The organism is Desulforegula conservatrix Mb1Pa (genome assembly GCF_000426225.1).
GTDB lineage: Bacteria > Desulfobacterota > Desulfobacteria > Desulfobacterales > Desulforegulaceae > Desulforegula > Desulforegula conservatrix.
In genome coordinates this window covers 19,098-45,517 of sequence record NZ_AUEY01000028.1, presented here as the reverse complement: position 1 = coordinate 45,517, position 26,420 = coordinate 19,098, and the positions used below count along the sequence as shown (strand labels likewise).

Annotated in this window: 22 protein-coding genes; 11 read left to right on the top strand and 11 right to left on the bottom strand. The window is 41.6% G+C overall.

Features of this window, described 5'->3' with window-relative positions:
- Positions 1 to 521 precede the first annotated feature (521 nt).
- Genes K245_RS24085 through K245_RS0111550 form a run of 3 tightly spaced genes read right to left on the bottom strand, consistent with a single transcriptional unit; the run spans position 522 to position 2,387 of the window.
- Positions 522 to 782, bottom strand: coding sequence for a muconolactone Delta-isomerase family protein (locus tag K245_RS24085; RefSeq protein WP_035277042.1), 261 nt, complete (start codon positions 780 to 782; stop codon positions 522 to 524).
- A gap of 16 nt (positions 783 to 798) precedes the next feature.
- The gene (locus K245_RS24080; protein ID WP_051284056.1) at positions 799 to 1,566 is read right to left on the bottom strand and encodes an alpha/beta fold hydrolase; all 768 of its coding nucleotides are present in this window, start codon (positions 1,564 to 1,566) and stop codon (positions 799 to 801) included.
- 2 nt (positions 1,567 to 1,568) lie between these two features.
- Complete coding sequence (locus K245_RS0111550; protein WP_027359413.1) at positions 1,569 to 2,387, bottom strand: RMD1 family protein; 819 nt, start codon at positions 2,385 to 2,387, stop codon at positions 1,569 to 1,571.
- A 403-nt stretch (positions 2,388 to 2,790) separates the two neighbouring features.
- On the opposite strand from K245_RS0111550, the gene K245_RS0111540 reads away from it, so the two are divergent.
- Positions 2,791 to 3,231 (top strand): DUF7832 domain-containing protein, encoded by a 441-nt coding sequence (locus tag K245_RS0111540; RefSeq protein ID WP_027359411.1) that lies wholly within the window; start codon positions 2,791 to 2,793, stop codon positions 3,229 to 3,231.
- Between the two features lie 454 nt (positions 3,232 to 3,685).
- Here K245_RS0111540 and K245_RS24075 read toward each other — a convergent pair whose 3' ends face one another.
- Complete coding sequence (locus K245_RS24075; RefSeq protein WP_051284055.1) at positions 3,686 to 5,245, bottom strand: methyl-accepting chemotaxis protein; 1,560 nt, start codon at positions 5,243 to 5,245, stop codon at positions 3,686 to 3,688.
- A 307-nt stretch (positions 5,246 to 5,552) separates the two neighbouring features.
- Between K245_RS24075 and K245_RS0111530 the strand changes: the two genes are divergently transcribed.
- The 10 genes from K245_RS0111530 (at position 5,553) to K245_RS0111475 (ending at position 17,324) form a co-directional block, all read left to right on the top strand.
- Positions 5,553 to 6,344 carry an enoyl-CoA hydratase/isomerase family protein gene (locus K245_RS0111530; RefSeq protein ID WP_027359410.1) on the top strand — a complete coding sequence of 264 codons (792 nt, stop codon included), beginning with the start codon at positions 5,553 to 5,555 and terminating at the stop codon, positions 6,342 to 6,344.
- A gap of 246 nt (positions 6,345 to 6,590) precedes the next feature.
- On the top strand, positions 6,591 to 7,892 hold the full coding sequence (locus tag K245_RS0111525; protein ID WP_156906778.1) for a phenylacetate--CoA ligase family protein: 1,302 nt from the start codon (positions 6,591 to 6,593) through the stop codon (positions 7,890 to 7,892).
- A gap of 287 nt (positions 7,893 to 8,179) precedes the next feature.
- Positions 8,180 to 8,614, top strand: coding sequence for an ACT domain-containing protein (locus tag K245_RS0111515; RefSeq protein WP_332248664.1), 435 nt, complete (start codon positions 8,180 to 8,182; stop codon positions 8,612 to 8,614).
- 360 nt (positions 8,615 to 8,974) lie between these two features.
- Positions 8,975 to 10,123 carry an ABC transporter substrate-binding protein gene (locus K245_RS0111510; RefSeq protein WP_027359407.1) on the top strand — a complete coding sequence of 383 codons (1,149 nt, stop codon included), beginning with the start codon at positions 8,975 to 8,977 and terminating at the stop codon, positions 10,121 to 10,123.
- A gap of 294 nt (positions 10,124 to 10,417) precedes the next feature.
- The gene (locus tag K245_RS0111500) at positions 10,418 to 11,296 is read left to right on the top strand and encodes a branched-chain amino acid ABC transporter permease (protein WP_232223820.1); all 879 of its coding nucleotides are present in this window, start codon (positions 10,418 to 10,420) and stop codon (positions 11,294 to 11,296) included.
- Between the two features lie 39 nt (positions 11,297 to 11,335).
- On the top strand, positions 11,336 to 12,289 hold the full coding sequence (locus tag K245_RS0111495) for a branched-chain amino acid ABC transporter permease (protein ID WP_035277039.1): 954 nt from the start codon (positions 11,336 to 11,338) through the stop codon (positions 12,287 to 12,289).
- Positions 12,264 to 13,058, top strand: a complete 795-nt coding sequence (locus K245_RS0111490) for an ABC transporter ATP-binding protein (protein WP_051284054.1) — start codon at positions 12,264 to 12,266, stop codon at positions 13,056 to 13,058. The genes K245_RS0111495 and K245_RS0111490 overlap by 26 nt, the downstream gene beginning before the upstream one ends.
- 135 nt (positions 13,059 to 13,193) lie before the next feature.
- Positions 13,194 to 13,937, top strand: coding sequence for an ABC transporter ATP-binding protein (locus tag K245_RS0111485; protein WP_027359403.1), 744 nt, complete (start codon positions 13,194 to 13,196; stop codon positions 13,935 to 13,937).
- 3 nt (positions 13,938 to 13,940) lie between these two features.
- Complete coding sequence (locus K245_RS0111480) at positions 13,941 to 15,176, top strand: phenylacetate--CoA ligase family protein (RefSeq protein ID WP_027359402.1); 1,236 nt, start codon at positions 13,941 to 13,943, stop codon at positions 15,174 to 15,176.
- A 642-nt stretch (positions 15,177 to 15,818) separates the two neighbouring features.
- Positions 15,819 to 17,324, top strand: coding sequence for a sensor histidine kinase (locus tag K245_RS0111475; protein ID WP_027359401.1), 1,506 nt, complete (start codon positions 15,819 to 15,821; stop codon positions 17,322 to 17,324).
- On the opposite strand, the gene thiD is transcribed toward K245_RS0111475, so the two are convergent.
- The 7 genes from thiD to parE all read right to left on the bottom strand — a co-directional run bounded on the left by thiD (position 17,230) and on the right by parE (position 26,104).
- Positions 17,230 to 18,036 (bottom strand): bifunctional hydroxymethylpyrimidine kinase/phosphomethylpyrimidine kinase, encoded by an 807-nt coding sequence (gene thiD / locus K245_RS0111470; protein ID WP_027359400.1) that lies wholly within the window; start codon positions 18,034 to 18,036, stop codon positions 17,230 to 17,232. The genes K245_RS0111475 and thiD overlap by 95 nt on opposite strands.
- A gap of 419 nt (positions 18,037 to 18,455) precedes the next feature.
- Positions 18,456 to 19,481, bottom strand: a complete 1,026-nt coding sequence (locus tag K245_RS0111465) for an HDOD domain-containing protein (protein ID WP_027359399.1) — start codon at positions 19,479 to 19,481, stop codon at positions 18,456 to 18,458.
- On the bottom strand, positions 19,478 to 19,909 hold the full coding sequence (locus K245_RS0111460; protein WP_027359398.1) for a YkgJ family cysteine cluster protein: 432 nt from the start codon (positions 19,907 to 19,909) through the stop codon (positions 19,478 to 19,480). Before K245_RS0111460 ends, K245_RS0111465 begins: the two co-directional genes overlap by 4 nt.
- Entirely contained in the window at positions 19,909 to 20,181 is a 273-nt protein-coding gene (locus K245_RS0111455; RefSeq protein ID WP_027359397.1) for a hypothetical protein, read from the bottom strand. Before K245_RS0111455 ends, K245_RS0111460 begins: the two co-directional genes overlap by 1 nt.
- Before the next feature lie 243 nt (positions 20,182 to 20,424).
- A complete protein-coding gene (locus tag K245_RS24070) occupies positions 20,425 to 21,732 on the bottom strand; it encodes a M18 family aminopeptidase (RefSeq protein ID WP_035277037.1) in 1,308 nt (435 codons plus the stop codon).
- A 2-nt stretch (positions 21,733 to 21,734) separates the two neighbouring features.
- The gene (parC, locus tag K245_RS24065; protein ID WP_232223819.1) at positions 21,735 to 24,026 is read right to left on the bottom strand and encodes a DNA topoisomerase IV subunit A; all 2,292 of its coding nucleotides are present in this window, start codon (positions 24,024 to 24,026) and stop codon (positions 21,735 to 21,737) included.
- Between the two features lie 173 nt (positions 24,027 to 24,199).
- Positions 24,200 to 26,104, bottom strand: coding sequence for a DNA topoisomerase IV subunit B (gene parE, locus K245_RS0111440; RefSeq protein ID WP_027359396.1), 1,905 nt, complete (start codon positions 26,102 to 26,104; stop codon positions 24,200 to 24,202).
- Between the last annotated feature and the right edge of the window lie 316 nt (positions 26,105 to 26,420).

The following is a 26,420-nucleotide window of genomic DNA, read 5'->3' as shown; positions in this document are numbered from 1 at the left end:
CAATCGTCGCTTAACCTGTTTCGCCTCTGCCTATGCTCTGGGCATAATGTCCATTGCCGCCACTAAAAAAGTGGATGGGAGATTATTATTCTCTTGACTGGTGACAACCATATCAGGTCGGATTAGGACGCCCTTTGTCCGTAATCCGACGTTAAGCCGAGTGCCTCCGGCGGGTCGCTTTTTGTAAAAAGCTCCGCAAAAACTTTATGGTTTTGTTAGTAGGCAAAAAACTGATAATTTTAGAGTTTTAAAAATGTTAAGCCCATGAACTTTCAAATGTTACTGAGAATTGAGCATAAGCACATAAGAGAATACCAGTTTCTGTTTGGAAGTTTTGATGGTCTTGCAAAAAGCCCAAAAAGGCATTGGTGTCATGCCGGACTTGATTCAGTATTCAGTAATTACAGTATCTTATGGATTAAGGCTCCCTGTTTTCACCGGGGCAGGCTGCACCGGAATAACGAAAATCTGACTTTTTGCGAGTCCATCAAGTATAATTAAAAACCTGATCAGGGCTGTTTCTAAGGCGCGAAGAGCTCTGTTATCTCAAGAACAAGAAAACTATAAAGTGGAAGGGTTTTAAGATCCTCTGTGACTTCGTTTTCAGATTCGGCTCTCATAAGAATCCAGCCCTTTGATCTGTCCAGGGCAATCCAGTCTTCCAGTATTTTGCCTTTGTCTTTAAGAGCTTGTGCTGCCTTTATTTCTTCAGGAATAAGAGAGATATATTTATCGTCAGGCTTTTGTTTCGGCTTCCAGAAAACCATATATTTCTTTGGCATATTAGATTCCCGTTATTCATAAATTTAAATTTTTTAGAAACTCTACAATCAATGAACCTGTCAGTACCGGGTCTTCAATGTGGGGCGTATGTTCAAGCCCAGGAATTAAAACTGCCTGGCAGTCGCAGTATTTTGCAGTCTCAGTGGCCTGGTTTCCTGCGCTGTACGGATCATTTTCACCTTCAATGGCAAGTACAGAGCATGTGATTCTTTTCAGGCAAGGCCTGATATCCCAGTTTTTTGCTTCATCAGACAGCCAGGTATGCGCCCATGAGTAAAAAACAGAGTCTGTCTTTTCACCGTGGAATTTTTCAAGAGAAGCCTTGAACCCGCCTTTCTCATATCCCTGAACTGCGTTACTGATTCCACTTCTGGTAACATCGTCATTGAATACATGGGAGCCGATAGTGACAACAGAGGTGACATTGTCAGGATTAGAGGCTGCATACAGAAGAGCAATCGTGCCTCCGTCGCTATGACCTATCAGAACTGGTTTTGTGATTTCAAGCTTTTCAAGCATGGGCGCAAGATAATCCAGGGCTTCTATTCTGTGATAATCGATTTTTCTTTCATATGGCAATTCATCGGAATGGCCGTATCCAGGACGGTCATAAACAAGATACGGCAGACCTGTTATATTGCCCACGTATTCCGGGAAATCCTTCCAGAATCCTATTGAGCCAAGGCCTTCATGCAGAAAAACCATGACTGTTGAATCCGGTTTTTTTGAAAAGCTTTTTTGAATGGCAAGCAAGCAGCCGTTTATTTCAATTTTTTCAATCATGATCAGAAAATTTTATATAGAAGTGACATTACAATTTCTACGGATATGAGGATGATTATCATCCACTCAAGCCTTGTTCCTCTTTTGGCATGGGCAAGACCTGAAAAAACCTCGGTCACATCCATGAGGATTTCAGCCTTGCTTTTTATTGTTTCATATCTGTCATAGAGTTCAAAAAGATCAGCCATCTGAATATAAAACTGCTCGGCCTGTTCGTCGTTCCAGGCAATATCCGGCTTATCCAGAAGCATAATGTGGGAAATTGTGTTGAATTTGAATCTCAGAACCTTGCTGGAGATCTTGGCGAGTTTTTCGTCACTGAGGTTCAGATGGCCCTTGTCAAGAAATTCTATGACTTTTTCAATTTCATCGAGGAGCAGATCCGTATCTGACTCTATTTTCTCAAGGGCCACTGATTTGGCCAATATTGTTGCAATAATCGGAGGATGATAATCCATTAATTCATCCGAGATTATGCGGTCATTTGACAGCTCTGTGCTCTCGCCTTTTTTTATTTCAAGCCTGAATTCATCATTATAACTGAATTCAAGTTTGCCATTCAGGTTTTTGTCGAATTTTTTAAGGTAATCAAGAATGTCCTTGATTTCGTGGAGAGTCAGATTAGTACCGACTATGCTGCCAAAATGAAAAATATGAAAAGTTTTACCTTCAGGATGGGCTATGATTCCCTTGAGAAGATTCTCATCAAGCACAAGATGATCTTCCCATCTGTATTTTTTTGTGATCCCGAAATGCTCGGCCATGATGTTGAGGTTTATCTCATTTGATATGGCAAAGGATTTGAACTCAAAAATCTGCATTCATTACCTCTCTTTTTCAGGAATTCTGCCTGGCATGCAACGCGATACACCTGTCTTTATTTAAGATAAAAACTTAAAAAATGTTAACACCTATTGTCCGGGAATGTCAAATTCAGGCTGGCTTATTGAAGTTATCCTATCAAAGCTATCTGGTTATTCTACGGTTTTTGGCTATACCATCAACTTTGACAAGGTCATAAAAAGTCCTATTACAGTCATTCCGGCGCAGGCCGAAATCCAGAAGAGGCTGAAATTAATTGATGCGGATCAACTCCGGCATGGCGACAAGGCCATTTTTAGACTTTTTGCGACTCAATCAATTTTATATTTGCAAACTAAAGAGCATTATATGTAATGATTATTTTGCAGAACACTATTACAGACCTGAAAATGGAGTAAAAGCATGAAATACGACTCTGCCGCATGGCACTATAATGGCCATTTCCCCAAGGAACTGCCTCCAGAAGCCGGAGCAACCCATATCGGTATGTTTCTGGCCTGGGCGATTTCTAACGAGTTACTATCTGATCTCCACACAGAAAAATTTAATGAAGATATCAATTCTGTCCTTCAGAGAAACATGACCGGGCGTGAGTATCTTCTGAAAAACTGCAATTCTCAACTTTCAGAGGAAGATCTTTCCGAAACAGGTCAAAGTTTTGCCTATGATTTTTATTGTGATGATGAAGGCTATAAAGAATACATAGCCATATACGACAAGACATTCTGTAAAAAACTGGCAAGTTTTTACGAGGTCAGGGATTCCTGGGAAAATTTTGATAAAATTAAAATTCTGATAGACAAAAGTTTCCAGAAATGGCTGTCATCTGTAGGAAGAAAATGACTTTCAGAGGATGCGCCTTGTATGGGTGACAAGGTCGCAAAAAGTCCGATTTCAGTCATTCCGGCGCAGGCCGGAATCCAGAAGTGACAGAAATTACAAAGATGCCGGATCAAGTCCGGCATGACGCCGACGGCTTTTTGCGAGTGCATCATGGTTAAATTGACGTAAAAAAGGCCGATTCGTAAGTCGGATTAGAGCGTCCTTTGCTCGTAATCCGACACTGATCTGAAATGATTCGAATAACTCCGGCGGGTCGCTTTTTGAAAAAAGCTCCGCAAAAATTTCTATGTGTAAAAAATAGAGATACGAAAAAGAATCAAATCCGTATTGTTATCAAAAACACATTAAGTTTTTTAGGGGACTTAATGGATTTTTTACAAAAAGTTCCCCAATATCAAGAAATATTGAAAAAATTATTATTTCGATTTGCGCGTCAAAAAGGAAACTATCTTTTTTACACCCTGAATTTTCCGACAATTTCCTCAAGTTTTTTTGCAAGGTCAGTGAGGGTCTCGGCGCTTGAACTTACCTCAGAGCTGCTTGAACTGAAATCACTCGCAACGTGGCTCACTTCTGAGATTTCCCTCGTTATTTCGTTTATTACAATGGAACCCTGATGAAGCCTTTCGTTTACTTCAGAAACTCCTGATGATAGTTGCGTAACGTTTTTGGCAATATCCTTTGTTGTGGCTGACTGTTCTTCCACTGCCGCAGCTATTGATGAGACTATGTCATTCACATCGCTTATTACTTCGGCAACCTTTATTATGCTTGTTACGGCTGTTTCTGTGGTTGATTGAATCCCATGGATTTTACTTCTTATTTCATTTGTGGCCTCTGCTGTTTGTTTAGCCAGTTCTTTTATCTCGTTTGCAACCACAGCAAAGCCTTTCCCTGCTTCTCCAGCCCTTGCAGCCTCTATTGTGGCATTGAGCGCAAGAAGATTTGTCTGATCTGAAATATCGTTTATAACATCTGTCACCTGACCAATATCCTGGGCTGCAAGACCTAGGTTTTTCATCTGTGAAGAGGCCTGCCTTGCTTCTGCTACGGCATTTCCTGTTATTGATCTTGCCCTTTCACTGTTTCTTGCAATTTCATTTATTGTTGCGGTCATTTCCTCGGCAGCGGCAGCGACCAGGCCGACATTATCCGAGGCTGTATTCATTGCGCTAACAATGGAATCGACATTTGTGTTCATTTCCTCAGCACCTGCTGCGACGGTAGAAGAGGTGCTGGACATGCTCTGTGCGCCCTTTGACATTCTGGCCGAGAGTCCGGTAAGCGAGTTTGAAGACATGTTTATGGAAGCCGCATTTTTTTTTGTGCTTGAGATAAGCACCTGAAGTTTTCCCATGAACTGGTTGAAAAAATCCGCAAGCGCACCAATCTCATCTTTTGTATTGATGCGGAGCCTTCTTGTTAGATCAGCATCTCCTTCAGCGATTTGTTTCAAACCTTCACTTACTTCCATCACAGGATTAATAATCACCTTTTTCGTAATGGCGAAAATCATGCCTCCAAGCATTGCCGTCATTGTGATTACAGTAATTATTATGTTTATGATTTTTCTATTCATTGCAGATTCCATGAATTTAGAAGTCATGAAAACCTGTACATAGCCCATTTTATTGTTTTCTTTTATTATTTCGGTTTTTGAATTGAATTTGTAGCCAGCAATTGGTTCATTGGCAGGTATTGGTTCCCATTTGTCATTACGCTTTTTCCCGAATGTGATTTTTTTATCTTCGGCGTTTGTAACAATAATTGCATACAGCCTTTTTTCAGCCATTTCTGACCGCATTGTGTTGTCTACCTGGTTTTCGTCCATGTCCCATAACGGAGATGCCAGATTCTGGGCGAGCCTTTTGGCTATGTATTCTGAATCTATTGTAAGTGCTGTCATCAGCTCTTTTTTTGAATCGATATAGTCAATTATGTTTGATCCCAAAAGTATCAATACAGCGCATATTATAGTGTAGAATATTATTTTTACTTGAATGCTGTTTTTCATGATTACTCCTTAAGGCAATTGCTGTTTCATATAAAAAAGATCCTGTTTATAAATATCTGGAAAATCGAGGCGTACATTTGTTTTGTGCATTGCGAAGTGGGGGCTGCTTAGCTATAAAAAAAACTGAAAAATGGACATGGTTTAGTTATAAATTATCTATTTTCAATGCTTAACGCAATATAAACTTTGTAGTATTTGACAAAGTGCTCCTTATGAAATATCAAAAAGCAATAAATGCGGGTTTTAAGTGTAAATGTTCGTGGGCATGAATTTACCCTGTTAACTTTTTTATCGGAGGTACTTTGAAATGAATTACGAGAACATTACTTTTGAAGTAGCAGGCGGCATAGCTACAATAACCTTTAACAGGCCAAAGGCTCTCAATGCCCTGAACGCGGCTCTTCTTAAGGAGTTTTCCCAGGCTCTTGATGTAATCGCAGCAGATGAAGACATCAGAGTACTTGTGCTGACCGGAAGCGGTTCGAAAGCATTCGTGGCAGGCGCTGATATTACAGAGCTCGCCACACTGAATTCTCTCCAGGCAAAGCTTTTCTGTAAAGTTGGCCATGATGCCATAGGCAAACTTCAGTCTCTTTCAATTCCAGTTGTTGCTGCAGTTAATGGATTTGCACTTGGCGGCGGCAGCGAAATAGCTCTCGCGAGTGATTTTATCTATGCTTCAGAAGCTGCCCAGTTTGGTCTTCCTGAAATTACTTTGGGTATAATTCCTGGTTTTGGCGGAACACAGCGTCTGCCAAGACTCATTGGCAAGAATATGGCCAAAGAAATGATTTTTACAGGAAAAATGATTTCTGCCCAGGAAGCCAAGGACCTCGGCATGGTAAATAAGGTTGTTCCTGCAGAATCTCTCATGGAAGAAGTCATGAAGACTGCAAAGTCCATGGCAGCTAAGGGCAAAGTGTCTTTAAGAGCGGCCAAGGAAGCTGTTAACCGTGGTATGGACGTTGACCTCGCAAATGGCTGTGCTATTGAGATAGATGCTTTTGGGCTTTGTATGGCAAGTTCGGATGCCCGTGAAGGAACAAGCGCTTTTGTTGAAAAACGCAAAGCCGCTTTCACAGGAAAACTCGTAGGATAATACTTGGTCTGACAAAAAGCTTGTATGGGGCGGGATAAAAAACTTGACACCTGCTTTGGGCGCTCATACATAGATTGTAATTCCAGATTGTATTTTGGTATTTTAAATAGCCCAAAAGCCTGTTGGAAAAGATGCCCTCATGGAAAGCAGATTTAGGCGTTTTTTTGATTACAGTGCGGTGATTATGTTACATAAATAAACCGTGGGCTTTAGCCCGCGGTTTTTTTTTGTCATGAGGAGAACCTGATGATTTTTGATATCGAGTTTGAAACTTTGCCAAGAGAAGCGCTTGAAGCTATCCAGCTAAGACGCCTGAAAGATACCATTGAAAGGGTGTATGCCACAGTTCCTTTTTATAAAAAACGTTTTGAAGAAGCGGGTATCACTCCTGCTGATATCAAAACCATTAAGGATATGGCAAAAATACCTTTTCTCACTAAACATGATTTACGGGATAATTATCCTTTCGGGCTTTTTGCCGTGCCAATGGATAATGTTGTCAGAATTCATGCTTCATCAGGTACCACAGGTCAGCCAACTGTCGTAGGATACACAAAAAGAGATATCGACACATGGGCTAATCTTATGGCCAGAGCTTTGGCAGCTGGTGGCGGAACACGGGGTGACATCATCCATAATGCATATGGATACGGTCTTTTTACTGGCGGTCTCGGTGTTCATTACGGCGCTGAGAAGTTAGGAGCTTCAGTAATCCCGGTTTCCGGCGGAAACACAAAACGCCAGATAACCATAATGAAGGATTTTAAGCCCACAATCATTACAGCCACACCCTCATATCTTCTTCATCTTGCTGAAGTTGCTGAGGAGATGGGCGTTTCTTTCAAGGATTTAAGCTTTAAATGCGGCATACTCGGTGCAGAACCGTGGTCTGAAAGCATGCGTTCTGAAATTGAATCCAAGCTTGGCCTTAAAGCCCTGGATATATACGGACTTAGCGAAGTAATGGGGCCTGGCGTAGCAATCGAGTGCCGTGAGGCCCAGAAAGGTCTTCATATATTTGAAGATCATTTCATTCCTGAGATAATAAATCCTGAAACAGGCGAGGTTCTTCCCTATGGTGAGGTGGGGGAACTTGTTTTTACGTCAATTACAAAAGAAGCTTTCCCTGTGATAAGATACAGAACAAGAGACATTACCTCCCTCAATCTTGAGCCCTGCATATGCGGAAGGACACATATCCGCATGAACAGAGTATCAGGAAGAACAGACGATATGCTTATTATAAGAGGCGTTAACGTATTCCCTTCCCAGATTGAGAGTGTGCTTGTAAAAATTGATGAAGTTGAGCCTCATTATCAGCTTCTTGTGGACAGAGTGGGTACCCTTGATAATCTGACTGTCAGGGTTGAAATAAGTGAAAGACTTTTTTCTGACGAAGTTAAGTCTCTGCAGGGCCTTGAGAAGAAAATCGCCCATGATATCAAGGAAACTCTTGGTGTTTCGGCCACAATAAAACTTGTTGAGCCAAAAACCATCCAGAGAAGCGAAGGTAAGGCTGTAAGGGTCATCGACAACAGAACGATCTGATGATCAAAGCAGTCAGTATTGACAAAGTCGCAAAAAGTCCGATTCTCGTCATTCCGGCGCAGGTCGGAATCCAGAAGTACCTGAAAATACAAAGATGCCGGATCAAGTCCGGCATGACGCTAAAGCCATTTTTTTGACTTTTTGTTAGTCCATTTAGTATTGATATTTTTTTCTTGGATAATGCTTTTGTAAAAACAGAAATAATGATGGCGAAGCAGTCGCTAAGTCCTCATATAATCCAATGATACGACTGTATCCGTGGAAACTCTAAACAGGAGAAAAAGCATATGATGCGAGTTGAGCAGATTTCCGTGTTTCTTGAAAATAAGGAAGGCAGGGTTGCGCAGGTTACATCCATATTAAGCGGCTCTGAAGTAAATATACGCGCTCTTTCACTTGCAGACACAGCCGATTTTGGAGTACTTCGCCTGATAGTTGATAATACTGAGAAGGCCGAAGAAGTGCTCAAGGAAAAAGGTTTTACAGTGGGGAAAACCCATGTTGTGGCTGTCGAGGTCGAAGATAAGCCAGGAGGCCTCAATGATATTCTTCAGATACTCCATGATGCAAAAATAAACGTGGAATACATGTACGCATTTGTGAGACAGAGCGGCAACAAGGCCGTCATGATTTTCCGTTTTGACGACATTGAGTCAGCAGTATCTGTTCTTGAAGGAAAGGGCATAGGGATAATTCCTGGCAAGGATCTTTATTCAATGTGATTTGCAGCTGTTCATAATAATGGATGGTTTTTGTTAAAACACTGGTAGAGTTAAAAAGGGAAATTTCTGAAAAAATTCCCCGCCTCCGTTGGTGTTGTTCGTCGAATTTTAGAATAGTCTGGAAACAATACCAAGAATTAAAGATTGTGAATAGACGGGCAATAACCCAATAGTTTTTTGCGGAGCTTTTTTCAAAAAAGCTACTCGCCGGAGGCAAAAACATTTGCAGGCTTTAGTTGATAGTTAAAGTTTTCCTTTATTGGGAAATTCATTCGTGGAGGCGCAATTATGCGTCATGGCTTTTAGCCATAGGGTTTTTATCATTGATTAGAATAGAATTACTAAGGGAGAGATTGATACATGAAGAAATCGGGATTGTTGAAGTTTATTCTTGCGGTCGCAATGCTTTCGGGTATTCCGGGTATTGCCTTTTCCGAGGAAACCGTCAAGATCGGAGCCATTTTTGCGGTAACAGGCCCCGCGTCTTTTCTGGGAGATCCGCAGAAAAAGACCATTGAAATGCTTGTTGAAGAAGTAAACGCAGCAGGTGGCATTGACGGCAAAAAGCTTGAAGCCGTTATCTATGATTCTGAAGGCGATCCGACCAAGGCTGTCCAGGCCATGGGCAAACTCGTAAGCAAGGATAAGGCCGTTGCTGTTATCGGGCCTTCAATCACACAAGATACCCTCGCCATTGTTCCTGCAGCTGAAAAAGCAGGGATTCCTCTTGTCAGCTGTGCAGCAGGCGTAGCCATAACAGATCCGATTAAAAAATGGGTTTTCAAGACAGCCCAGACCGACGCTCTCGCGGCTACGACAATTTTCGACTATATGAAAAAAAATGGCATAAACTCCATTGGCGTGCTGTCAGTTGCCGACGCGTTTGGTGAAAGCGGAAAGAAGCAGATTGAAGTTCTTGCGCCTAAGGCTGGAATCAAGATAGTTGCAGCAGAGAGTTTTGGTGCAAAAGACACTGATATGACTGCCCAGCTGACAAGAATAAAATCAGCAAATCCCCAGGCGATCGTTTGTTGGGGTACTAACCCTGGGCCTGCTATTGTTGCAAAGAATGTCAAGGATCTTGGAATTACGATCCCTTTATTCCAGAGTCACGGCGTAGCCTCTCCAAAATTTCTGGAACTTGCAGGAGCAAATGCTGATGGCATTATTCTTCCTGCAGGGAAAATTCTTGTTGCGGATTCACTCGCAGATAGTGATGCCCATAAAAAAGTTGTTCAGTCATATCTCAAGGCTTTTGCTGCAAAATATCAGTCACCTACTTCAAGCTTTGGCGGATATGCATATGACGCTTTCAAAATGATTACCCTGGCTATGAAGGGCACAGGTTTTGATCAGGCTAAAATAAGGGATAATCTTGAAAAGATACAGGGATACACCGGCGTCAGCGGAACCTTTAATCTTTCTCCGGCAGACCATAACGGACTCGGCTCAGATGCATTTGTGATGGTTAAAATAGTCAATGGGAAGTGGGAACTTATTTCCAAATAATTGTTAAATTTTGTTCGGGTTTTTGACAGGCCGTGGAAAATTCATTTAAATTTTCCACGGTCGGTTTTTCTATTGATTCAAGAAATGACAAGGTCGCAAAAAGTCCGCTTTCGGTCATTCCGGAGAAGGCCGGAATCCAGAAATATCTGAAATAACTGGATGCCGATCAAGTCCGGCATTACGCCGTCGCCTTTTTTGACTTTTTGCGAGACCATCAAGAAATATATTAATGGACTTAAAGCTGGCTGAAAATATAAGCTTTACCCAAATCAGCAGAATTGATTTTCGGATATTATGATGCAGGAATTACTTCAATATCTATTCACAGGAATAACCAGCGGGGCTATCTATGCAATAATCGCTGTTGGATATTCAATGCTTTACAATTCCACGGAGTTGATCAATTTTGCCCAGGGTGAGTTTGTCATGATAGGCGGGATGAGCCTCATGACTTTCTGGGGAGTATTGAAAATTCCGCTTCCTTTTTCCATTCTGCTTGCTGTCGCGGTAACTGCTCTATGCGGTTTGATTTTTGAGCGCCTGGCCATCAGAACCGCAAAAAAGGACAATCATGTTGTTCTTATAATTATTACAGTCGGGGCCTCAATTTTTCTGAGGGGAGCCGCAATGATTCTTTGGGGCAAAGAGCCGCATTCCGTCGCCCAGTTTACATCTTTTCCTCCTATAAACATCGGAGGAGCTGTTATTGTTTTTCAAAGTTTATGGATTATAATCGGAGCTTTGATTATTGCTGTTGCGCTTGATTTCTTTTACAGAAGAAGTCTCACAGGAAAAGCAATGACAGCTTGTGCCATAAACATGCGGGCAGCCAGGCTGACAGGGATTCCGGCAGGGTTCATGGTGCTTCTTGCATTCGTCATAAGCTCTTCAACCGGTGCCGTAGCAGGCTCCATGATCGGGCCCATTACAATGTGCAGTTATGATATGGGAACTGTGCTTGGATTAAAGGGGTTTTGTGCGGCAATGCTCGGCGGACTCGGAAGCCTCTGGGGAAGTTTAGCGGGCGGTATTATTCTTGGAATCCTTGAATCCCTTGGCGCAGGATATATCTCTTCGGGCGTTAAGGATGCAACCGCGTTTCTTGCTCTTTTAATGATTCTTTATTTCAGGCCAGGCGGTCTTTTCGGGAAAAAAGATATCAAAAGGTTCTGATTTTTAAACTTTAAGGCATTTATTATTAATTCTGATCATATGAAAAATGAAATTGTATTTAACAGAGCCTGTTTTGCCGTGCTTATAACGCTTGTTGCAGCAGCAGGATTCTTTATTGATAATTCATATTATATTCAAACACTGACTCTGATAGGCATAAATACTCTGCTTGCTTTGGGGCTCAATCTTTTGATGGGTTATGCTGGTCAGATTTCTTTGGGGCACGCCGCATTTTTTGCAATCGGTTCCTATACCACGGCTATTTTAACCACCAAATTCATGATGTCACCCTGGTTGGCCCTGCCAGCAGCCCTCGTTCTTGCGGCGGCGGTTGCATATGTGGTTGGAATACCAACTCTGAGGCTTTCCGGTTATTATCTTGGAATGGGGACACTCGGGTTCGGGATGATAGTAAATATATGCATAAGAGAATGGGATTCGTATACCGGCGGAGCTTCAGGTCTTGTGGGCATCCCAGGACTTTCCTCACCATTTGTTTCATTTGAGAATCCAAGAAATTTCTTTTTTCTTGTCTGGGCAGTACTCATTTTATTTTTTATTGCAAGCCAGAGAATTATGGATTCAAGGGTTGGAAGGGCATTAAGGGCAATTCATGACAATGAGGCCGCCTCTCTAATTCTTGGAGTTGATACAAAGGATCTGAAGCTCAAGATATTTGTCTTGAGTGCTGTCATGGCCGCTGTTTCAGGTTTTTTATATGCCCACATGATTACTTTTATAAGTCCTGGAACCTTTGATTTTTTAGCATCCATAAGAATAGTCACCATGGTTGTCATCGGTGGAATGGCAAGCATATGGGGGGCACTTTTCGGAGCGTCTCTGCTGACGCTTTTACCAGAATGGCTTCATTCATTTGCTGATTTTGAAATGATGATATACGGTCTGATTCTCATGGTCGTAATGATTTTTATGCCCCAGGGGCTCACACGCGGTTTGATAGATATTTATGAACAAGCTAAATCAAAAAAATAATACACAGACTAAAATCCTCGAGGTTAGATCTGTATCCAAATCTTTTGGAGGCATAAAGGCCCAGAAGGATATATCGTTTGATATTGACAAGGGGACAGTTGCTGGCTTGATAGGTCCAAATGGTGCAGGTAAAACCACACTTTTCAATCTTGTCACCGGAGTCTATACGCCTGATACAGGTTCTATTTTCTTTGAAGGCAATGAAATAACAGGCGAGTCTCCTGCCAATCTTGTTAAAATGGGTATTTCCCGTACTTTTCAGAACGTCGCTCTATTTGAGAGTATGACTGCGCTCGAAAATGTAATGGTTGGAGCACATATAAGGACTTCAAGCGGTTTTCTTTCATCTGTGATTCGAGCATCGGGTTTCAGAAAAGAAGAAGAAAGAACCAGGGCTCTTGCATATGACATGCTCGATTTTGTTGGTTTGAAGGATAAAGCCATGGACAGGGCAGGGGATTTTCCCCTCGGCTGGCAGCGTCTTCTGGAGATAGCTAGATCCCTTGCGTCATCACCATCGCTCATACTTCTCGATGAACCTGCTGCGGGCCTCAATGCAGTTGAAACGTCAAAGCTCGGCGAGATTATTCTTAGGATCAAGGATCAAGGTATTACTGTTCTTCTTGTTGAGCATGATATGAGCCTTACTATGAACATTTCTGATAAAATTGTTGTTCTTGAACAGGGAAGAAAGCTGGCCGAAGACACTCCCCGTGAGATTCAGAGGAACCCTGAGGTTATGGCGGCTTATCTTGGAACAGGCGATTAGCCTGAATAGCGCTGGTATGAATAAAAATTTATTACACCTTAAATCCAGAAGTTTTTGCGGAGCTTTTTTCAAAAAACGACTCGCCGAAGGCGAAAAACATTGCTCATTCTTCTTTACAATTATTTTGGCTTATAAATGCTGACCATAAGAAACTTAAAATGCTATTACGGAAAAATAATGGCTGTGAAGGGCGTCAGTCTTTCAGTTGCCGAGGGTGAGTTTGTCACCCTGATTGGCGCCAATGGTGCTGGTAAGAGTACGCTTCTTGAGGCCGTGTGCGGTCTTCTTGAATCCTGGGAAGGAGATATTGTTTTTGATGGCAATCCAATCAAACGCCTCGACCCTCCTGAGATTGTAAAGCTTGGTATCAGTATGGTGCCGGAAGGCCGTCTGATATTTCCTCCTCTCAGTGTTATGGATAATTTGAGGCTTGGCGCATATATACGGTATAAAAAGAATGAAGGCGATTCAATAAGAGAAGACATTGAAAGAATGTTCACCCTTTTTCCAGTGCTTAAGGAAAGGTCAAAAAAGCCTGCCGGAGGTCTTTCCGGCGGAGAACAGCAAATGCTTGCGATCGCAAGGGCGCTCATGGCAAAACCCCGTCTTCTTGTACTTGATGAGCCTTCAATGGGACTTGCCCCTATTATTGTTGAAAAAATATTTGATATTCTTCGTTCTTTGCATTCCCAGGGTCTTACAATACTTCTTGTTGAGCAGAACGCCAGGGCTGCCTTAAAACTTGCAGACAGAGGGTATGTTATGGAAACAGGTAAAATAGTTCTTGATGGAGACGCCGAAGATCTCCTTTCAGACGAGGACGTTAAAAGAGCATATCTTGGACAGGATTATTCGGATTTCTGCGACGGGAGGGAATAAAAAATGACAGAGACTTCTATAAATGAAAGAAAACAGCTTCAGCTTGAAAGGCTCCAGAGTTCCCTCAACAGGGCATACAGAAATGTTCCCTATCATCAGTCGAAATTCAGGGAAATTGACCTTGATCCTTCATCTGTTGAATCTCTCAATGATATGCCAAAAATTCCGTTCATGACCCGTGAAGACATGGGCAGGAATTATCCTTATGGACTTTTTGCAGTTCCGTTAAGGGATATTGTAAGAATACACACGGCTCCGGGTACTACAAAAAATCCTTCGATAAGCGGCTATACACGTCATGATGTGGATATCTGGAGGAGTATTGTGGCAGGCGCCCTTGCTGTTTCAGGCATAAAGGATTCGGATATTTTACAGATACATCTGAATTCAGGTCTGTCAAACTGGGGCCGGGATTATCAGGCCGGAGCAGAAGCTCTTGGCGTCGGCGTAATACCGCATGATGTTCTTTCCCTGGCAAAAAATATGATGGTCTTGCGGGATTATAGGACAACCGTACTTGTCACTACTCCGGCATATGCAAAAGTGCTTACAGAATATATGTATTCGTCAGGATTTAACCCAACAGGGCTTTCCCTCAAAACATTAATTCTCGCAGGTGAAGCCGCATCAATCGATGAAAGATCATTTCTTGAGAAACATCTGCATGTCAAAACATGGCAGCATTATGGCCTTTCAGAAATGCCTGGAGCCTGTATAGCTTGCGAGTGCGCTGAAAAAAATGGCTTACATATTCAGGATGAGCATTTTATTGCCGAGATTATTGATCCTAAAACCATGACCGAATCTCCCCATGGGGAGTGGGGTGAACTTGTCCTGACAACTCTTACTGCAAGGGCATTTCCTCTGATACGCTTCAGAACCGGAGATTTGGCCCGTCTTATTACAGAGCCGTGCGATTGTGGATCTGTTGATACAAAAATAGAGTGGAAGGGCGATAGAACTGATGACCTTCTCAATATTGACGGAGTAAAGGTCAGCACTTCCCTTGTTCGTACATATCTTGAGGAGATGCTTGGATTTGAGCCCGAGTTTTGCGAGATAAGCAGATCCGAGACAGATGAGTCACTGCTGTCCGTATCCATGACTGTTTCAGAGAGGATGTTCTCGGATGAAATAAAGCTTCTTGAAAAAACAGTTCTTCAGCTTGAAACAAAGATCCAGGAATCTGTTGGTGTGAGAACGTCTTTTTCTTTAAGGGAGAAAGTTTTTTACATTTGAATTAATCAGCCTGACCATGTTTTTTGATTTCTGAAAAACATTCATTCCGGTCTGCGTGAGGTCTGATCAAAGCCATTCCTGTGAAGCCCGTCATGAGGAGCAACGTGCTGAACAGGCCAGGCAACGGGGCAGTAAGCCCAGGTCGTTTGACTATTAATCCAAAGATCCAAATTTAATCCGATCATGTCTTTCTTTGGCTTGGTAATGTTGCATAGCAAAAAACAATGTTTGCCTGATTGGATGGGCTTTTTGATGTTAATACATTGTAATAGTATTGTTTTTTAATTTGAACTTTTCAGATATTCTGTTATCCTTAAAAAAATATTGCTGAGCAGAAAAGTGGTCAATCCTCAAAAACCTACCCGAATATTCCGATCACTTTAACAAGTCATCCTTAAGTGGGACAATTAATTACTTCATAAAATCTATTAGGATCTCATAAAAAAGCTGCTGGTTCCAATTAAATCCTTAGCCAACTATCCTGACGGCTACTTTGAATTGTTATTATGAAATAGTAAGTTCGCCAGAGTTTTTAGACCGTCTTAATAGAAAACCTAAACCCATTTTTTAAAAGCTTAAAGGTATTTTCCACTTGTTTATTCTAAGGATAAACTGTGATTTGAAAATGTTTGCAGGTACAAAATGAAAAGTATCAAAATGTCATCTTTTTCAATGGGCTTCAGACTTTTTTTGAATTTATGCGGCTTTGTTTCTGCCGGTCTGATCTGTTTTCTTGCCGGAGCTTTTTTATGCAGAAATGATTATATATTGCCCATTATATCATTGGAGAGGCAGGAGATAATAGTTATAATTGCCGGACTTTTTATCGTCCTTGTACTGGTTTCCCTGCTTTTTTTATTTTTGAGGTTCAGTACTTCAGCAGCTTTTAAAGGGGGAAGGCTACCCTTTATATTTGATGCATCAGGATCAAATTATTTTATCACAGAAATGATGGGAAATATAAATATCGGAATATTTGTTTCAGATTTAAAAACTGGTAAACCGTTATTTATCAACAGAAAAATGAAAGATCTGTTTGATCTTTGCCCTGATGCCGAAAAAATTGGATGGAACGGTGACATTAAAAAGCCTCCCCAGTTTTTGAATTTAGCATCGCCTGAAAAAAAAGGTGAATTATTGCCGGAAGGAACTTGCGCGTGGGATGGCATAAGTGCCTTGAATAAAAGATGGTATTCGGTGCGAGTATCAAAAATGCAGTGGTTTGATGGCCGGATAGCAGCCTTTCAAACTGTCTACGATATAAATTCCCTGAAAAAACGAGAATCAGAACTACGGGATTTCACTCGCGGAATCCTTAGAGACCGTGAAACTGAGCTTAAGATTATATCGACAAATTTACATGATCATGTGGCCCAAGATCTTGCCAGTTTAAGGATCGCGCTTGATACAGTATATTATGGAATTGATGATATACCTGAAAAACTGACCGAAAGAACCAGGAATATGTCCATAGTTCTTCAGGATGCAATATCTCATTTAAGGGAGATTGCATATGGATTGACACCGTCATCCTTAGACGATTTTGGTATAGAAAAGGCCCTGCATCAGTATTGTAGTGAATTCTCTGAAAAGAGTGGTGTCAGAATAAGCTGCATTTGTTCAGGAATACACAACATCAGCTCTGGCTGCGAACTATCCATCAATATATATAGAATTATCCAGAATACTGTGGCAAATTTAGCGTCAAAAACCAGCCCTGCCCATATCAGGGTAAGTGTTGTTTTTTCGGCTACAAGGATAATTGTTAAATTTGAATCTGATGGAAAAGGATACGAGGTGAATACGTCTTCAGGATACAAGCTCGCAGAAGAAGAGCTAGAACTTCATAATGTCAGGGAGAGGATAAGGCTTCTCCGTGGCGAAGGGTTAAGAATAAATTCAGGAAACAATATGGGGATACTTATTTCCTTTGAAATTCATGGAGATTTTTCTATGGCCTGTAATACAGAATCACAAGCTCTGAATTCCGGAAGTTTAAAGGATGATGCTCTTAATAGTGTAACGGAAGCCAGGCCATATAAAACCTGTGCCGCTAAGAAATTTCTGCTTTTCTGTAAAGATGAAAAAAATGATTCGGAGTTGCGGCACCCCGACCAGTATCAAGCCCATGTTCAATGGCGGAGGTGATATAGCTTTTGGCGCTTTTACACGCTGTTTTAAAATCTTCGCCTGATGCCATATAAGCGGCTATTGCCGAAGAAAAAGCGCAACCAGTCCCGTGCGGGCTTTTTGTGCCTATTTTTTCTGCCTCAAGGACACTGAACCCCATTCCGTCATAAACAAGATCATATGCGAACTCGGAATTAAGATGCCCACCTTTCACAATCACCTTTGCGCCAGTTAGCTCAGAGATGGTATATGCCGCAGATTTCATATCTTCAATCGTGGTTATTGGTATGCCTGTAAGGGCCTCAGCCTCAAAAATATTAGGTGTTATTATGTCGGCAAGAGGCATGAGGATAGTTATAAGAGCTTCTTTTGCATCATCTGCAAGAAGGGAATAACCGCTTTTTGAAATCATAACCGGATCAAGTATGACAGGCGGTTTTCTGGTCAGTCTGTTTAAGGCGCTCGAGATAGATTTTACTATTTCAGCACTGTGAACCATTCCAATTTTTATAGCATCAATATCAGCATCTTCGAAAAGGCAAAGTATCTGATCAAAAACTATTTCAGGGAGAATGCCTTGAACAGCAAATACTTTCTGGGTATTTTGTACAGTTACAGCAGTTGTTACTCCCATTCCAAAGACTCCTATGGAATGGAATGTTTTGATATCTGCCTGTATGCCTGCTCCGCCCGAAGGATCTGAGCCGGCAATGCTGAGCGCAATTTTCATATTTTTGTATTTCCCCCTGTATTGTGAAGTCCTGACAGGTGTAACCGAGTTACAGAACTTGTATTTTAAAGAAAAAGCCTGGCAATCATGACGAATTTAGTTATCAATTTTTCAGAAAAATTCAAGATTATCTGTATTCAATTCTAAAAAATGAATTAAATTCATTGTAAGATAAAATAAAAAAGGATGCCATCGTTATTAGTGATGGCATCCTTATAACTGTAACAATCTAATATATTATTCCGATTTTAAATCAAGAGAACATTGATTTTTATGTCCGGCATGACGCAGAAGTCATTTTTCTGGCTTTTTGTGAGTCCATCAAATCTGAAATATAAATAATGATCCTTTGAAATAGAACTGTAATTGTCTGTATTATTTTCACTAAGGCCATGGGGTCTGAAAAACGAATAAATGTATTATCCAGATAGTCCCTGGATAATTGCCGTTGCCGACTCAATTGTTCTTTCTTCAAGCTCCGCAATATCATCCTGGGTAAGATCAAGCACTTCAAGGGTTTCTTTTTCTATTGGATAAGTCTCTCTATCTGTTGCCGTCGTGGCGAAACCGATTTTTTTAGCTATATAATCAGATAGATGAAGAATGTAAGCCAGTTCATTCTGGCCTGAAAGAGAAGGGTAATGATGAAATTTTATTGCATGGGCCTGGATTTCAGGGATATTCCATATTTTACAGAAGTCATATGCAATTCCGCTGTGATCAAAACCAAGAATTGACTGCTCTGCCATTAGAAAAGTCATATTCTCTGAATTCATTTTTGAATGAAATTCTTCCTTTATACTTTTTAAATACTCATCAAGAATGATTTTTCCTGAATCGTGGAGAAGTCCGGCAGTAAAGGCATCGTTTTCAAGATCAGGAGCTTTTCTTTTGGCAATTATCTGTGAACATGTAGCAACAGCTAAAGAATGTTTAAGAAGAGCCCCTGAATTTATTCCATAGCCATCAAGGTTTTTTCCCAGCATTTTTGATGTGCTGATAACAGTAATAAGGCTTAGAAGATTTCCCTGACCAAGTATCATACAGGCATGTCTTATTGATGAGACTGGTCTTATCAGGTTGTAATATGCAGAGTTTGAAAGTTTTAAAACCCTTGTTGCCATTGCAGGATCTGTCTCTATAACATTTGCGATGTCATCCGCTGATGAATCCGGATCTTTTATTACCTTCTGGGCCTTGGCAAGTATTTCAGGAACCGGTGGCAGAGACTTTACTGTTTCAAGAATGTGCTTTTTTAGCTCATTGCCTCTTGATGCAATGTTTCCTTCTTCTCCAGCAATCTGTTTTTTATTTTCAGGGGTTGTAGGATCCACAATAAAACTGTGTTTGCATCCAGGGCAGGTTATTGAAAACTTTCTGTTTTCTGGCGCTGCGCCTGCAGGTAGCTGATATTTTTTTTGACATGCAGGACACTGTATGATCATTTTTTCACCTTTATGCAATCATTGCGTTTCACTATTCCAGGGCAGCCTTGTGGTAATAATGATTCCTCATCGCCCATAAATTCTTCCCAGAAAGGAAATGTTCTGCACTGGGAAGGTCTTACCGGGTATATTAGGCATCTTTTGGAACTCATGTCAAAAAATATGCACGGATATTCATCGCCTTGTTTGGTTTCTTTAAGGCTGAAACGTCTTCCAATTTTAATCATATAATCTTTTACAATAATGTCCGCATCAATCCCCGAATAATTGGCTATACGCGATATGTCCGCTTTTTTCACCCAAACATACCCGCTTTCCATTCTGCAGCAATTGCCATCACATGCGTGACAAGCGCAATTGTCGAACATGTAGGCAAATCCTTCTTTAAAAACATGTTCATTGATGCGAGTTTCTTTATCTGAGAACATTATTTTTTGGCAAATCCGCTTATTATAAGCAGGATTACACCAATAACAAAAAGGGGCATATAAAGCGAGTCTTTGAAAATCAGGTTTAAAACTTTCTGGGCAAGGGCAAAATCTACATTTGCTATCCAGTCGCCTTTGTCCTGACCTATAAGACTGAGAAGAGAAATGTCCTGCCATGAATCATTATCCATCACATTGCCAATAAGCTCAAAGGCAAATAGAACCATACTGGCAAATAATGATAATATTCCGAAAAGAGATACTTTCCCCATTGTTTATCTCCTGATTGAATTATTGGGATTGATTAAAGATTTGATGCTTCTTAAGGACTTAGTCAAACATTAATATTTATATACTTTCAGCTTCATTAAATAAAGTATTATTACAATTTAAAATCAAAGCTATTTGGCTTTTTATTGATATGCCATGTTTATTTTCAAAGCCAATTTCCTTATAGGTTATTATCATGGGTACTTAAGGATTTGATGGTTTGGGTTATTGACTGTAAAAAAATATCAATACGGGACAAGCATTTGTATGTCATCGGAATTAAAGCCTTTTATGAGTTTGTACAGGCCATGGATGTCAAGTTTTCCAGCCATTTCCCTTATTGAATGCATTCCAAGGGTTGGAACCCCAATATCAACTGTTTTTATTCCAAGCAAGGAGGCTGTGATAGGCCCTATTGTGCTTCCGCAGGCCATATCGCTTCGCATTGTGAAAGTCTGAAGCTGTATGCTGTTTCTTTTTGCGACCATTTTGATTATGGCTGAAGTTTCACTGTTTGTGGCGTATCTCTGGTTAGCATTTATTTTTATGGCTGGCCCGTTGTTCATGATTGGTCTATGGTTGGTATCATGTTTTTCAGAATAATTTGGATGAACGCCATGGGCATTATCTGTTGATATCATGACTGATTTTGCCATGGCCCTTGAAAAGGACTCTGCACTTCCGCAGATTCTTTCGAGAATGCTCTTGAGGAATTGGCCATCAGCGCCGGAAATGCTGCTGCTTCCAACTTCTTCATTATCATTAAGCACAAGCACAGAGCAAAAATCAGTTGCCGTGTCAGCAATTGCCCTTGCTCCGGCGTAGCAGCTAAGAAGATTGTCTATCCTTGCGCCTGTCATAAATTCTTTTTTTAAACCCACAAAAGAAGGCCTTTGAGCGTCATAAAGAAAAAGTTCGTGCTCCAGAATCTCAGACGCTTCAGGAATTGCACCACGAACTTGATCAAGAAGCATATCCATAAAATCGTTTGTTCTGGAGTTTGCATTATGATGCATAACAATCGGCAGCATCTCTTTTTGGGGATTAACGCTTTTGGAGCTGTTTACGTCTCTGTTCAAATGTATGGCAAGGCTTGGAATAAAAGCTACCGTATCTATAAAATCAACAAGACAGGACATGATTATCCCATCTGATGTCAGGCATGTTGTTCTGCCTGCTATGGATAAATCCCTGTCAAACCAGGTGTTTAGTAAAACGCCTCCGTATATTTCCACATCAAGCTCAATATAGCCCGAGGATTTCAGCTCAGGAACGGGCTTCACTTTCAGGCACGGGCTGTCTGTGTGGGCGCCTGTGAGTCTTATCCCATTTATTGCCGGGCTTTCTTTTCCTGTTATAAAAGCAATTAAGGCCGAGCCATTACGAGTAACAATGTATTTACCTTTGGGTTTCAGATTCCATGCTTCTGACTCATCAAGCTTAACAAAGCCTGATTTTTCCAGAATAGAGCAGATGTTTTTTACAGCATGGAAAGGAGTTGGTGATTTTTCAAGAAAAGCCATAAAATCTAATGCAAAATCATCCATGTTCATATTTATCCTTGCGTGGAATTGATAATTTCAGGTGCTGAAGCAGGACATATAATTTCCATCATTTCAGCTTTCTCATAGCCGAATGGGAGATGTTTGCCCCTTCTTCCCCTTGTTCCAAAATAAGGTTCAAGATTTGCTTCCTTTAGTATAACAGGAGGTTTTTTGCTTGAGTGAAGCATCATATGGCAGCCTTGCGGCAGAATCAGTATTGATGTTAATCGTTCACCTGCAAGGAATCGGTCATTGGGTATATGTATTATTTTATTGCCCTTGCCTTTTTGAAGAACAGGAAGATCGCTGGCGCTGAAAATGAGCATTCTTCCTTCGGATGTGACCGCAGCTATCCTGTCTTTTTCAGGGTTTTCAATGAAAACAGGCGGAACAGGCAAAGAGTTTTCATCAAGTGTTAAAACCGCCTTTCCTGCCTTGTTTCTTGTTTCAAGCTCTTCAAGGGTTGTTACAAAACCGTAGCCTTCGTCACTGGCAAGAATGATAGATTTTGAAGGCTCTCCCATTATCAGGTGCTTGATTTCAGCTCCTTCGGGAATGCTTATTTTGACGCTGAGGGGTTCGCCCTGTCCCCTGGCTGATGGAAGCGTGTTTGGAGAAATAGCGTAAAATCTGCCCATGGTATCCATAAAAAGAGCTGGCTGGGAAAGCTTTCCAAGGGCGGCCTCCCTGAAACTGTCACCTGTTTTATAGCTCAGATTTTTAGGATCAATATCATGGCCCTTTGCCATTCTTACCCATCCTTTTTCGCTGAGTACAACAGTGACGGGATCAGATGACTGGCTAGCGTCCTGGGCAGTGATTGCCTGGGCCTGTCTGCGTTCTATTATTGGGGATTTCCTTGCGTCGCCGTATTTATTCTCATCTGTCCTTATTTCTTTTTTGATGAGATTTTTGAGCTTTCTGGGAGATTCCAGGGTTTTTTCAAGATAATCCCTTTCTTTTTCCAGCTCGTTTTTTTCTGACCTGATCTTGAATTCCTCAAGCTTTGCAAGATGCCTGAGTTTAAGTTCAAGAATCGATTCAGCCTGTCTGTCTGAAAGCCCGAACCTTTCCATGAGAATCGGCTTGGGTTCGTCATTTTTTCTTATAATACTGATTACTTCGTCAATATTTAGAAAAGCTATCAGAAGACCATCTAAAACATGCAGTCTGTCCTTGACCTTTTCAAGTCTTGTAAGGAGCCGGCGTCTTACAGTTTCTGTCCTGAAACTGAGCCATTCATTGAGAAGTGCAGGCATTCCTGACACTCCGGGGCTGCCGTTTGTTCCTATTATATTGATATTTACCCTGTATGATCTCTCAAGATCTGTGGTTGCAAAAAGATGATCCATGAGTCTTTCCGAATCCTGTTTCCCTGATTTTACAGAAATAAGGATGCGGGTAGGATCTTCATGATTTGATTCATCTCTCAGGTCGGTAATCATGGGCAGTTTTTTAGCCTGCATCTGGGCTGCTATCTGTTCTATGACCCTGGCACCTGAAACCTGATAGGGCAGGGAGTTAATTATTATGTCTCCGTTTTCCTTCTGAAAAGTTGCCCTCATCCTCACCATGCCCTGTCCTGTTTCATATATCTTCAGAATTTCAGACGAAGGCGTTATTATTTCTGCTTCGGTTGGAAAATCCGGGCCTTTAATGAATTCCATGAGATCTGATGCGGTCGAATCAGGATTGTCAATCAGATGAATGAGACCATCAGCCACTTCCCTTAAATTGTGCGGAGGGATATCCGTTGCCATGCCAACGGCAATTCCAGATGAACCGTTAAGAATAAGATTTGGGAGTCTCGCCGGCAACAACCTCGGCTCTTTAAGTGTTCCGTCGAAATTTGCCACAAAATCGACCGTGCCAGAATCTATTTCACCAAGCAGAACTTCGGCATAAGGAGTGAGCTTTGCCTCGGTATATCTCATTGCGGCAAATGATTTAGGGTCATCAGGCGAACCCCAGTTGCCCTGGCCGTCAATAAGCGGATATCTGTATGAAAATGGCTGGGCCATGTGTACCATCGCTTCATAACATGCAGTATCGCCGTGGGGGTGAAATTTGCCGAGCACGTCTCCGACCGTTCTTGCTGATTTTTTATGCTTTGCCGAAGCATTCAGGCTTAGCTCATTCATGGCATAGATTATTCGTCTTTGAACAGGTTTCAGACCATCAGCCACGTTCGGCAAAGCCCTGTCCAGAATTACGTACATGGCATATTCAAGATAAGCCTGCTCTGTAAACTCATGAAGCGGCTTTGATTCTATGTAATCCATCGATTTAACGGGTGTCTTCAATATTTTAACTCCGGGCTAAGATTTGCCTTGGGCGGGTCGCTTTTTTTTAAAAGCTCCGCAAAGACTTTTTGATTACGACGAATGCTACAAAAAAAAGGCCTTATTGGAAAAGCAAATTCCTGTCTATGTCAAGCATTCTGAGAATAGGTATATCCATCCTTAATAATGATTTTTCAGACCCCTTCAAGAAGCTCCTTTACAAGCCCGCCTTTGGTTTCTATCCACAGCCTTCTGTCCTTTGCCCTCTTTTTTGAAAGCATCATGTCCATGATGTCATTGGTTTCAGATATGTCACCCATTTCAAGACGGAGCAGTTTTCTTGTTTCTGTTGCCATGGTTGTCTCTCTGAGCTGGATAGGGTTCATCTCTCCAAGCCCTTTGAATCGCTGGATGTTAACCTTCCCTTTGATTTTTTCAGCAGTAATTCTGTCAATAACACCATTTTTTTCGTCATCATCAAGGGCATAGTAAACTGTTTTGCCTACGTCTATTCTGTAAAGTGGGGGCATGGCCACGTATATGTTCCCGTTTTCAACAAGCTTGGGAAAGTGGCGCATGAAAAGTCCGCAGAGCAGGGTGGCAATATGCAGACCGTCTGAATCTGCATCTGCCAGAATGCATATTTTACCGTATCTTAGTTCAGAAAGATCGGCTGAACCAGGATCAACTCCGATTGCGATCGATATATTTTTGATTTCAGCAGAGTCAACGATCTGGGTAACATCATCCTCCCAGGTGTTCTTGATTTTGCCTCTCAGCGGCATTACTGCCTGGAACTGTCTGTCCCTTGCCTGTTTTGCAGAGCCTCCTGCGGAATCTCCTTCGACAAGAAAAAGCTCGGTAAGAGAAACATCCTGGCTGCTGCAATCAGAAAGCTTGCCTGGAAGGGCAGGTCCGGACGCGGCTTTTTTTCTTTCTGTGGATTTATTGCTCCTCATCCTTTTCTGGGCGACAGAGATGAAATGCTCTGCAAGTTTTTCACCCAGACTCGGGTACTGATTAAGCCATATGCTGAAGGAATCTTTTGCAACACCTGCAACAAACGCAGCGGTTTCCCTTGATGTAAGCCTCTCTTTTGTCTGGCCTGAAAACTGCGGGTCCTTCATCTTAACGGAAATAATATATGCGCAGGTTTCCCAAATATCTTCAGGGGCAAGTTTAAGTCCTTTGGGTAATATTTTTCTGTATTCGCAGAAATCTCTTATCGCTGACAGAAGTCCTGACCTGAATCCGTTGACATGGGTTCCGCCCTGGGCAGTAGGAATAAGATTAACATAGCTTTCCGTTATTGGTTCTCCACCTTCAGGGAGCCATATTGAGGCCCATGTGATGGTTTCATGCTCTCCTTCCATATTGCCTTCAAATGGAGTGTCAGGGATTATTGCATGACCTTTAAGGTTTTCCATGAGATAATCGCTTATCCCTTCCCTGAAGCACCAGATTTCGGTTTGACCTGTATTATCATCTTTGAAGCTTATGGTAAGCCCGGGACACAGAACAGCTTTTGCTTTAAGGCTGTGACAAAGCCTCGGGACAGAAATTGTAGGGGAATCAAAGTATTTTGGATCAGACCAGAATCTTATGGATGTTCCTGATTCTTTTAAAGATGTTTTCCCAGTTATTTCAAGATCAGAAGTCTTGAACCCGTCGTTGAATACCATCATGTATTCATTGCCGTCTCTTCTGACCCTGGCTTCAAGCCTTGTTGACAAGGCATTTACAACAGAAACTCCAACTCCATGGAGCCCGCCTGAGAATCTGTAATCCTTTCCTGAAAATTTGGCGCCTGCATGAAGCCGCGTAAGTATAAGCTCGATTCCGGGGATTCCTTCTTCCGGGTGTATATCAACAGGCATCCCTCTGCCATTATCAGTAACTTCGAGGCTTCCGTCCTCAAAAAGTATTATGTCGAGACGATCTGCATGACCCGCTATGGCTTCATCCACGCTGTTGTCTATTACTTCCTGGGCAAGATGATTGGGCCTTGAAGTGTCTGTATACATTCCCGGTCTTTGTCTTACCGGATCAAGCCCTTTAAGCACTTCAATTGATTTTGCGGTATAAGTATTTTTTTTCATAAATCTTTCTTGGGTAATAATATAGAACCTTAAGCTCTGGCGGTCAGGCTCTTATCATAATATTTTTTGTTTAGGACTCAAATAGTCAGACTGGGTATGATATATGCTCAGAGAAAAGCAATCAAGTCGTTTGGGAAAGATATGCCGATTATTTTTGACAAGGTTAGAAAAAATCGAATTTCTGTCATTCCGGCGTAGGCTGGAGTCCAGAAGTAACTGAAAATACAAAGAGCCGGATCAAGTCTGGCATGACGCTTAAGCCATTTTTAGACTTTTTTGCGACTCCATCATTTTTAGGGAATACCACAATTCTGAA

Excerpts from the sequence above, each read along its gene's own strand:
- K245_RS24085 (WP_035277042.1), bottom strand. The coding sequence starts at position 782 with ATGCCAAAGAAATATATGGTTTTCTGGAAGCCGAAACAAAAGCCTGAC.
- K245_RS24080 (WP_051284056.1), bottom strand. The coding sequence starts at position 1,566 with ATGATTGAAAAAATTGAAATAAACGGCTGCTTGCTTGCCATTCAAAAA.
- K245_RS0111550 (WP_027359413.1), bottom strand. The coding sequence starts at position 2,387 with ATGCAGATTTTTGAGTTCAAATCCTTTGCCATATCAAATGAGATAAAC.
- K245_RS0111540 (WP_027359411.1), top strand. The coding sequence starts at position 2,791 with ATGAAATACGACTCTGCCGCATGGCACTATAATGGCCATTTCCCCAAG.
- K245_RS24075 (WP_051284055.1), bottom strand. The coding sequence starts at position 5,245 with ATGAAAAACAGCATTCAAGTAAAAATAATATTCTACACTATAATATGC.
- K245_RS0111530 (WP_027359410.1), top strand. The coding sequence starts at position 5,553 with ATGAATTACGAGAACATTACTTTTGAAGTAGCAGGCGGCATAGCTACA.
- K245_RS0111525 (WP_156906778.1), top strand. The coding sequence starts at position 6,591 with ATGATTTTTGATATCGAGTTTGAAACTTTGCCAAGAGAAGCGCTTGAA.
- K245_RS0111515 (WP_332248664.1), top strand. The coding sequence starts at position 8,180 with ATGATGCGAGTTGAGCAGATTTCCGTGTTTCTTGAAAATAAGGAAGGC.
- K245_RS0111510 (WP_027359407.1), top strand. The coding sequence starts at position 8,975 with ATGAAGAAATCGGGATTGTTGAAGTTTATTCTTGCGGTCGCAATGCTT.
- K245_RS0111500 (WP_232223820.1), top strand. The coding sequence starts at position 10,418 with ATGATGCAGGAATTACTTCAATATCTATTCACAGGAATAACCAGCGGG.
- K245_RS0111495 (WP_035277039.1), top strand. The coding sequence starts at position 11,336 with ATGAAAAATGAAATTGTATTTAACAGAGCCTGTTTTGCCGTGCTTATA.
- K245_RS0111490 (WP_051284054.1), top strand. The coding sequence starts at position 12,264 with ATGAACAAGCTAAATCAAAAAAATAATACACAGACTAAAATCCTCGAG.
- K245_RS0111485 (WP_027359403.1), top strand. The coding sequence starts at position 13,194 with ATGCTGACCATAAGAAACTTAAAATGCTATTACGGAAAAATAATGGCT.
- K245_RS0111480 (WP_027359402.1), top strand. The coding sequence starts at position 13,941 with ATGACAGAGACTTCTATAAATGAAAGAAAACAGCTTCAGCTTGAAAGG.
- K245_RS0111475 (WP_027359401.1), top strand. The coding sequence starts at position 15,819 with ATGAAAAGTATCAAAATGTCATCTTTTTCAATGGGCTTCAGACTTTTT.
- thiD (WP_027359400.1), bottom strand. The coding sequence starts at position 18,036 with ATGAAAATTGCGCTCAGCATTGCCGGCTCAGATCCTTCGGGCGGAGCA.
- K245_RS0111465 (WP_027359399.1), bottom strand. The coding sequence starts at position 19,481 with ATGATCATACAGTGTCCTGCATGTCAAAAAAAATATCAGCTACCTGCA.
- K245_RS0111460 (WP_027359398.1), bottom strand. The coding sequence starts at position 19,909 with ATGTTCTCAGATAAAGAAACTCGCATCAATGAACATGTTTTTAAAGAA.
- K245_RS0111455 (WP_027359397.1), bottom strand. The coding sequence starts at position 20,181 with ATGGGGAAAGTATCTCTTTTCGGAATATTATCATTATTTGCCAGTATG.
- K245_RS24070 (WP_035277037.1), bottom strand. The coding sequence starts at position 21,732 with ATGAACATGGATGATTTTGCATTAGATTTTATGGCTTTTCTTGAAAAA.
- parE (WP_027359396.1), bottom strand. The coding sequence starts at position 26,104 with ATGAAAAAAAATACTTATACCGCAAAATCAATTGAAGTGCTTAAAGGG.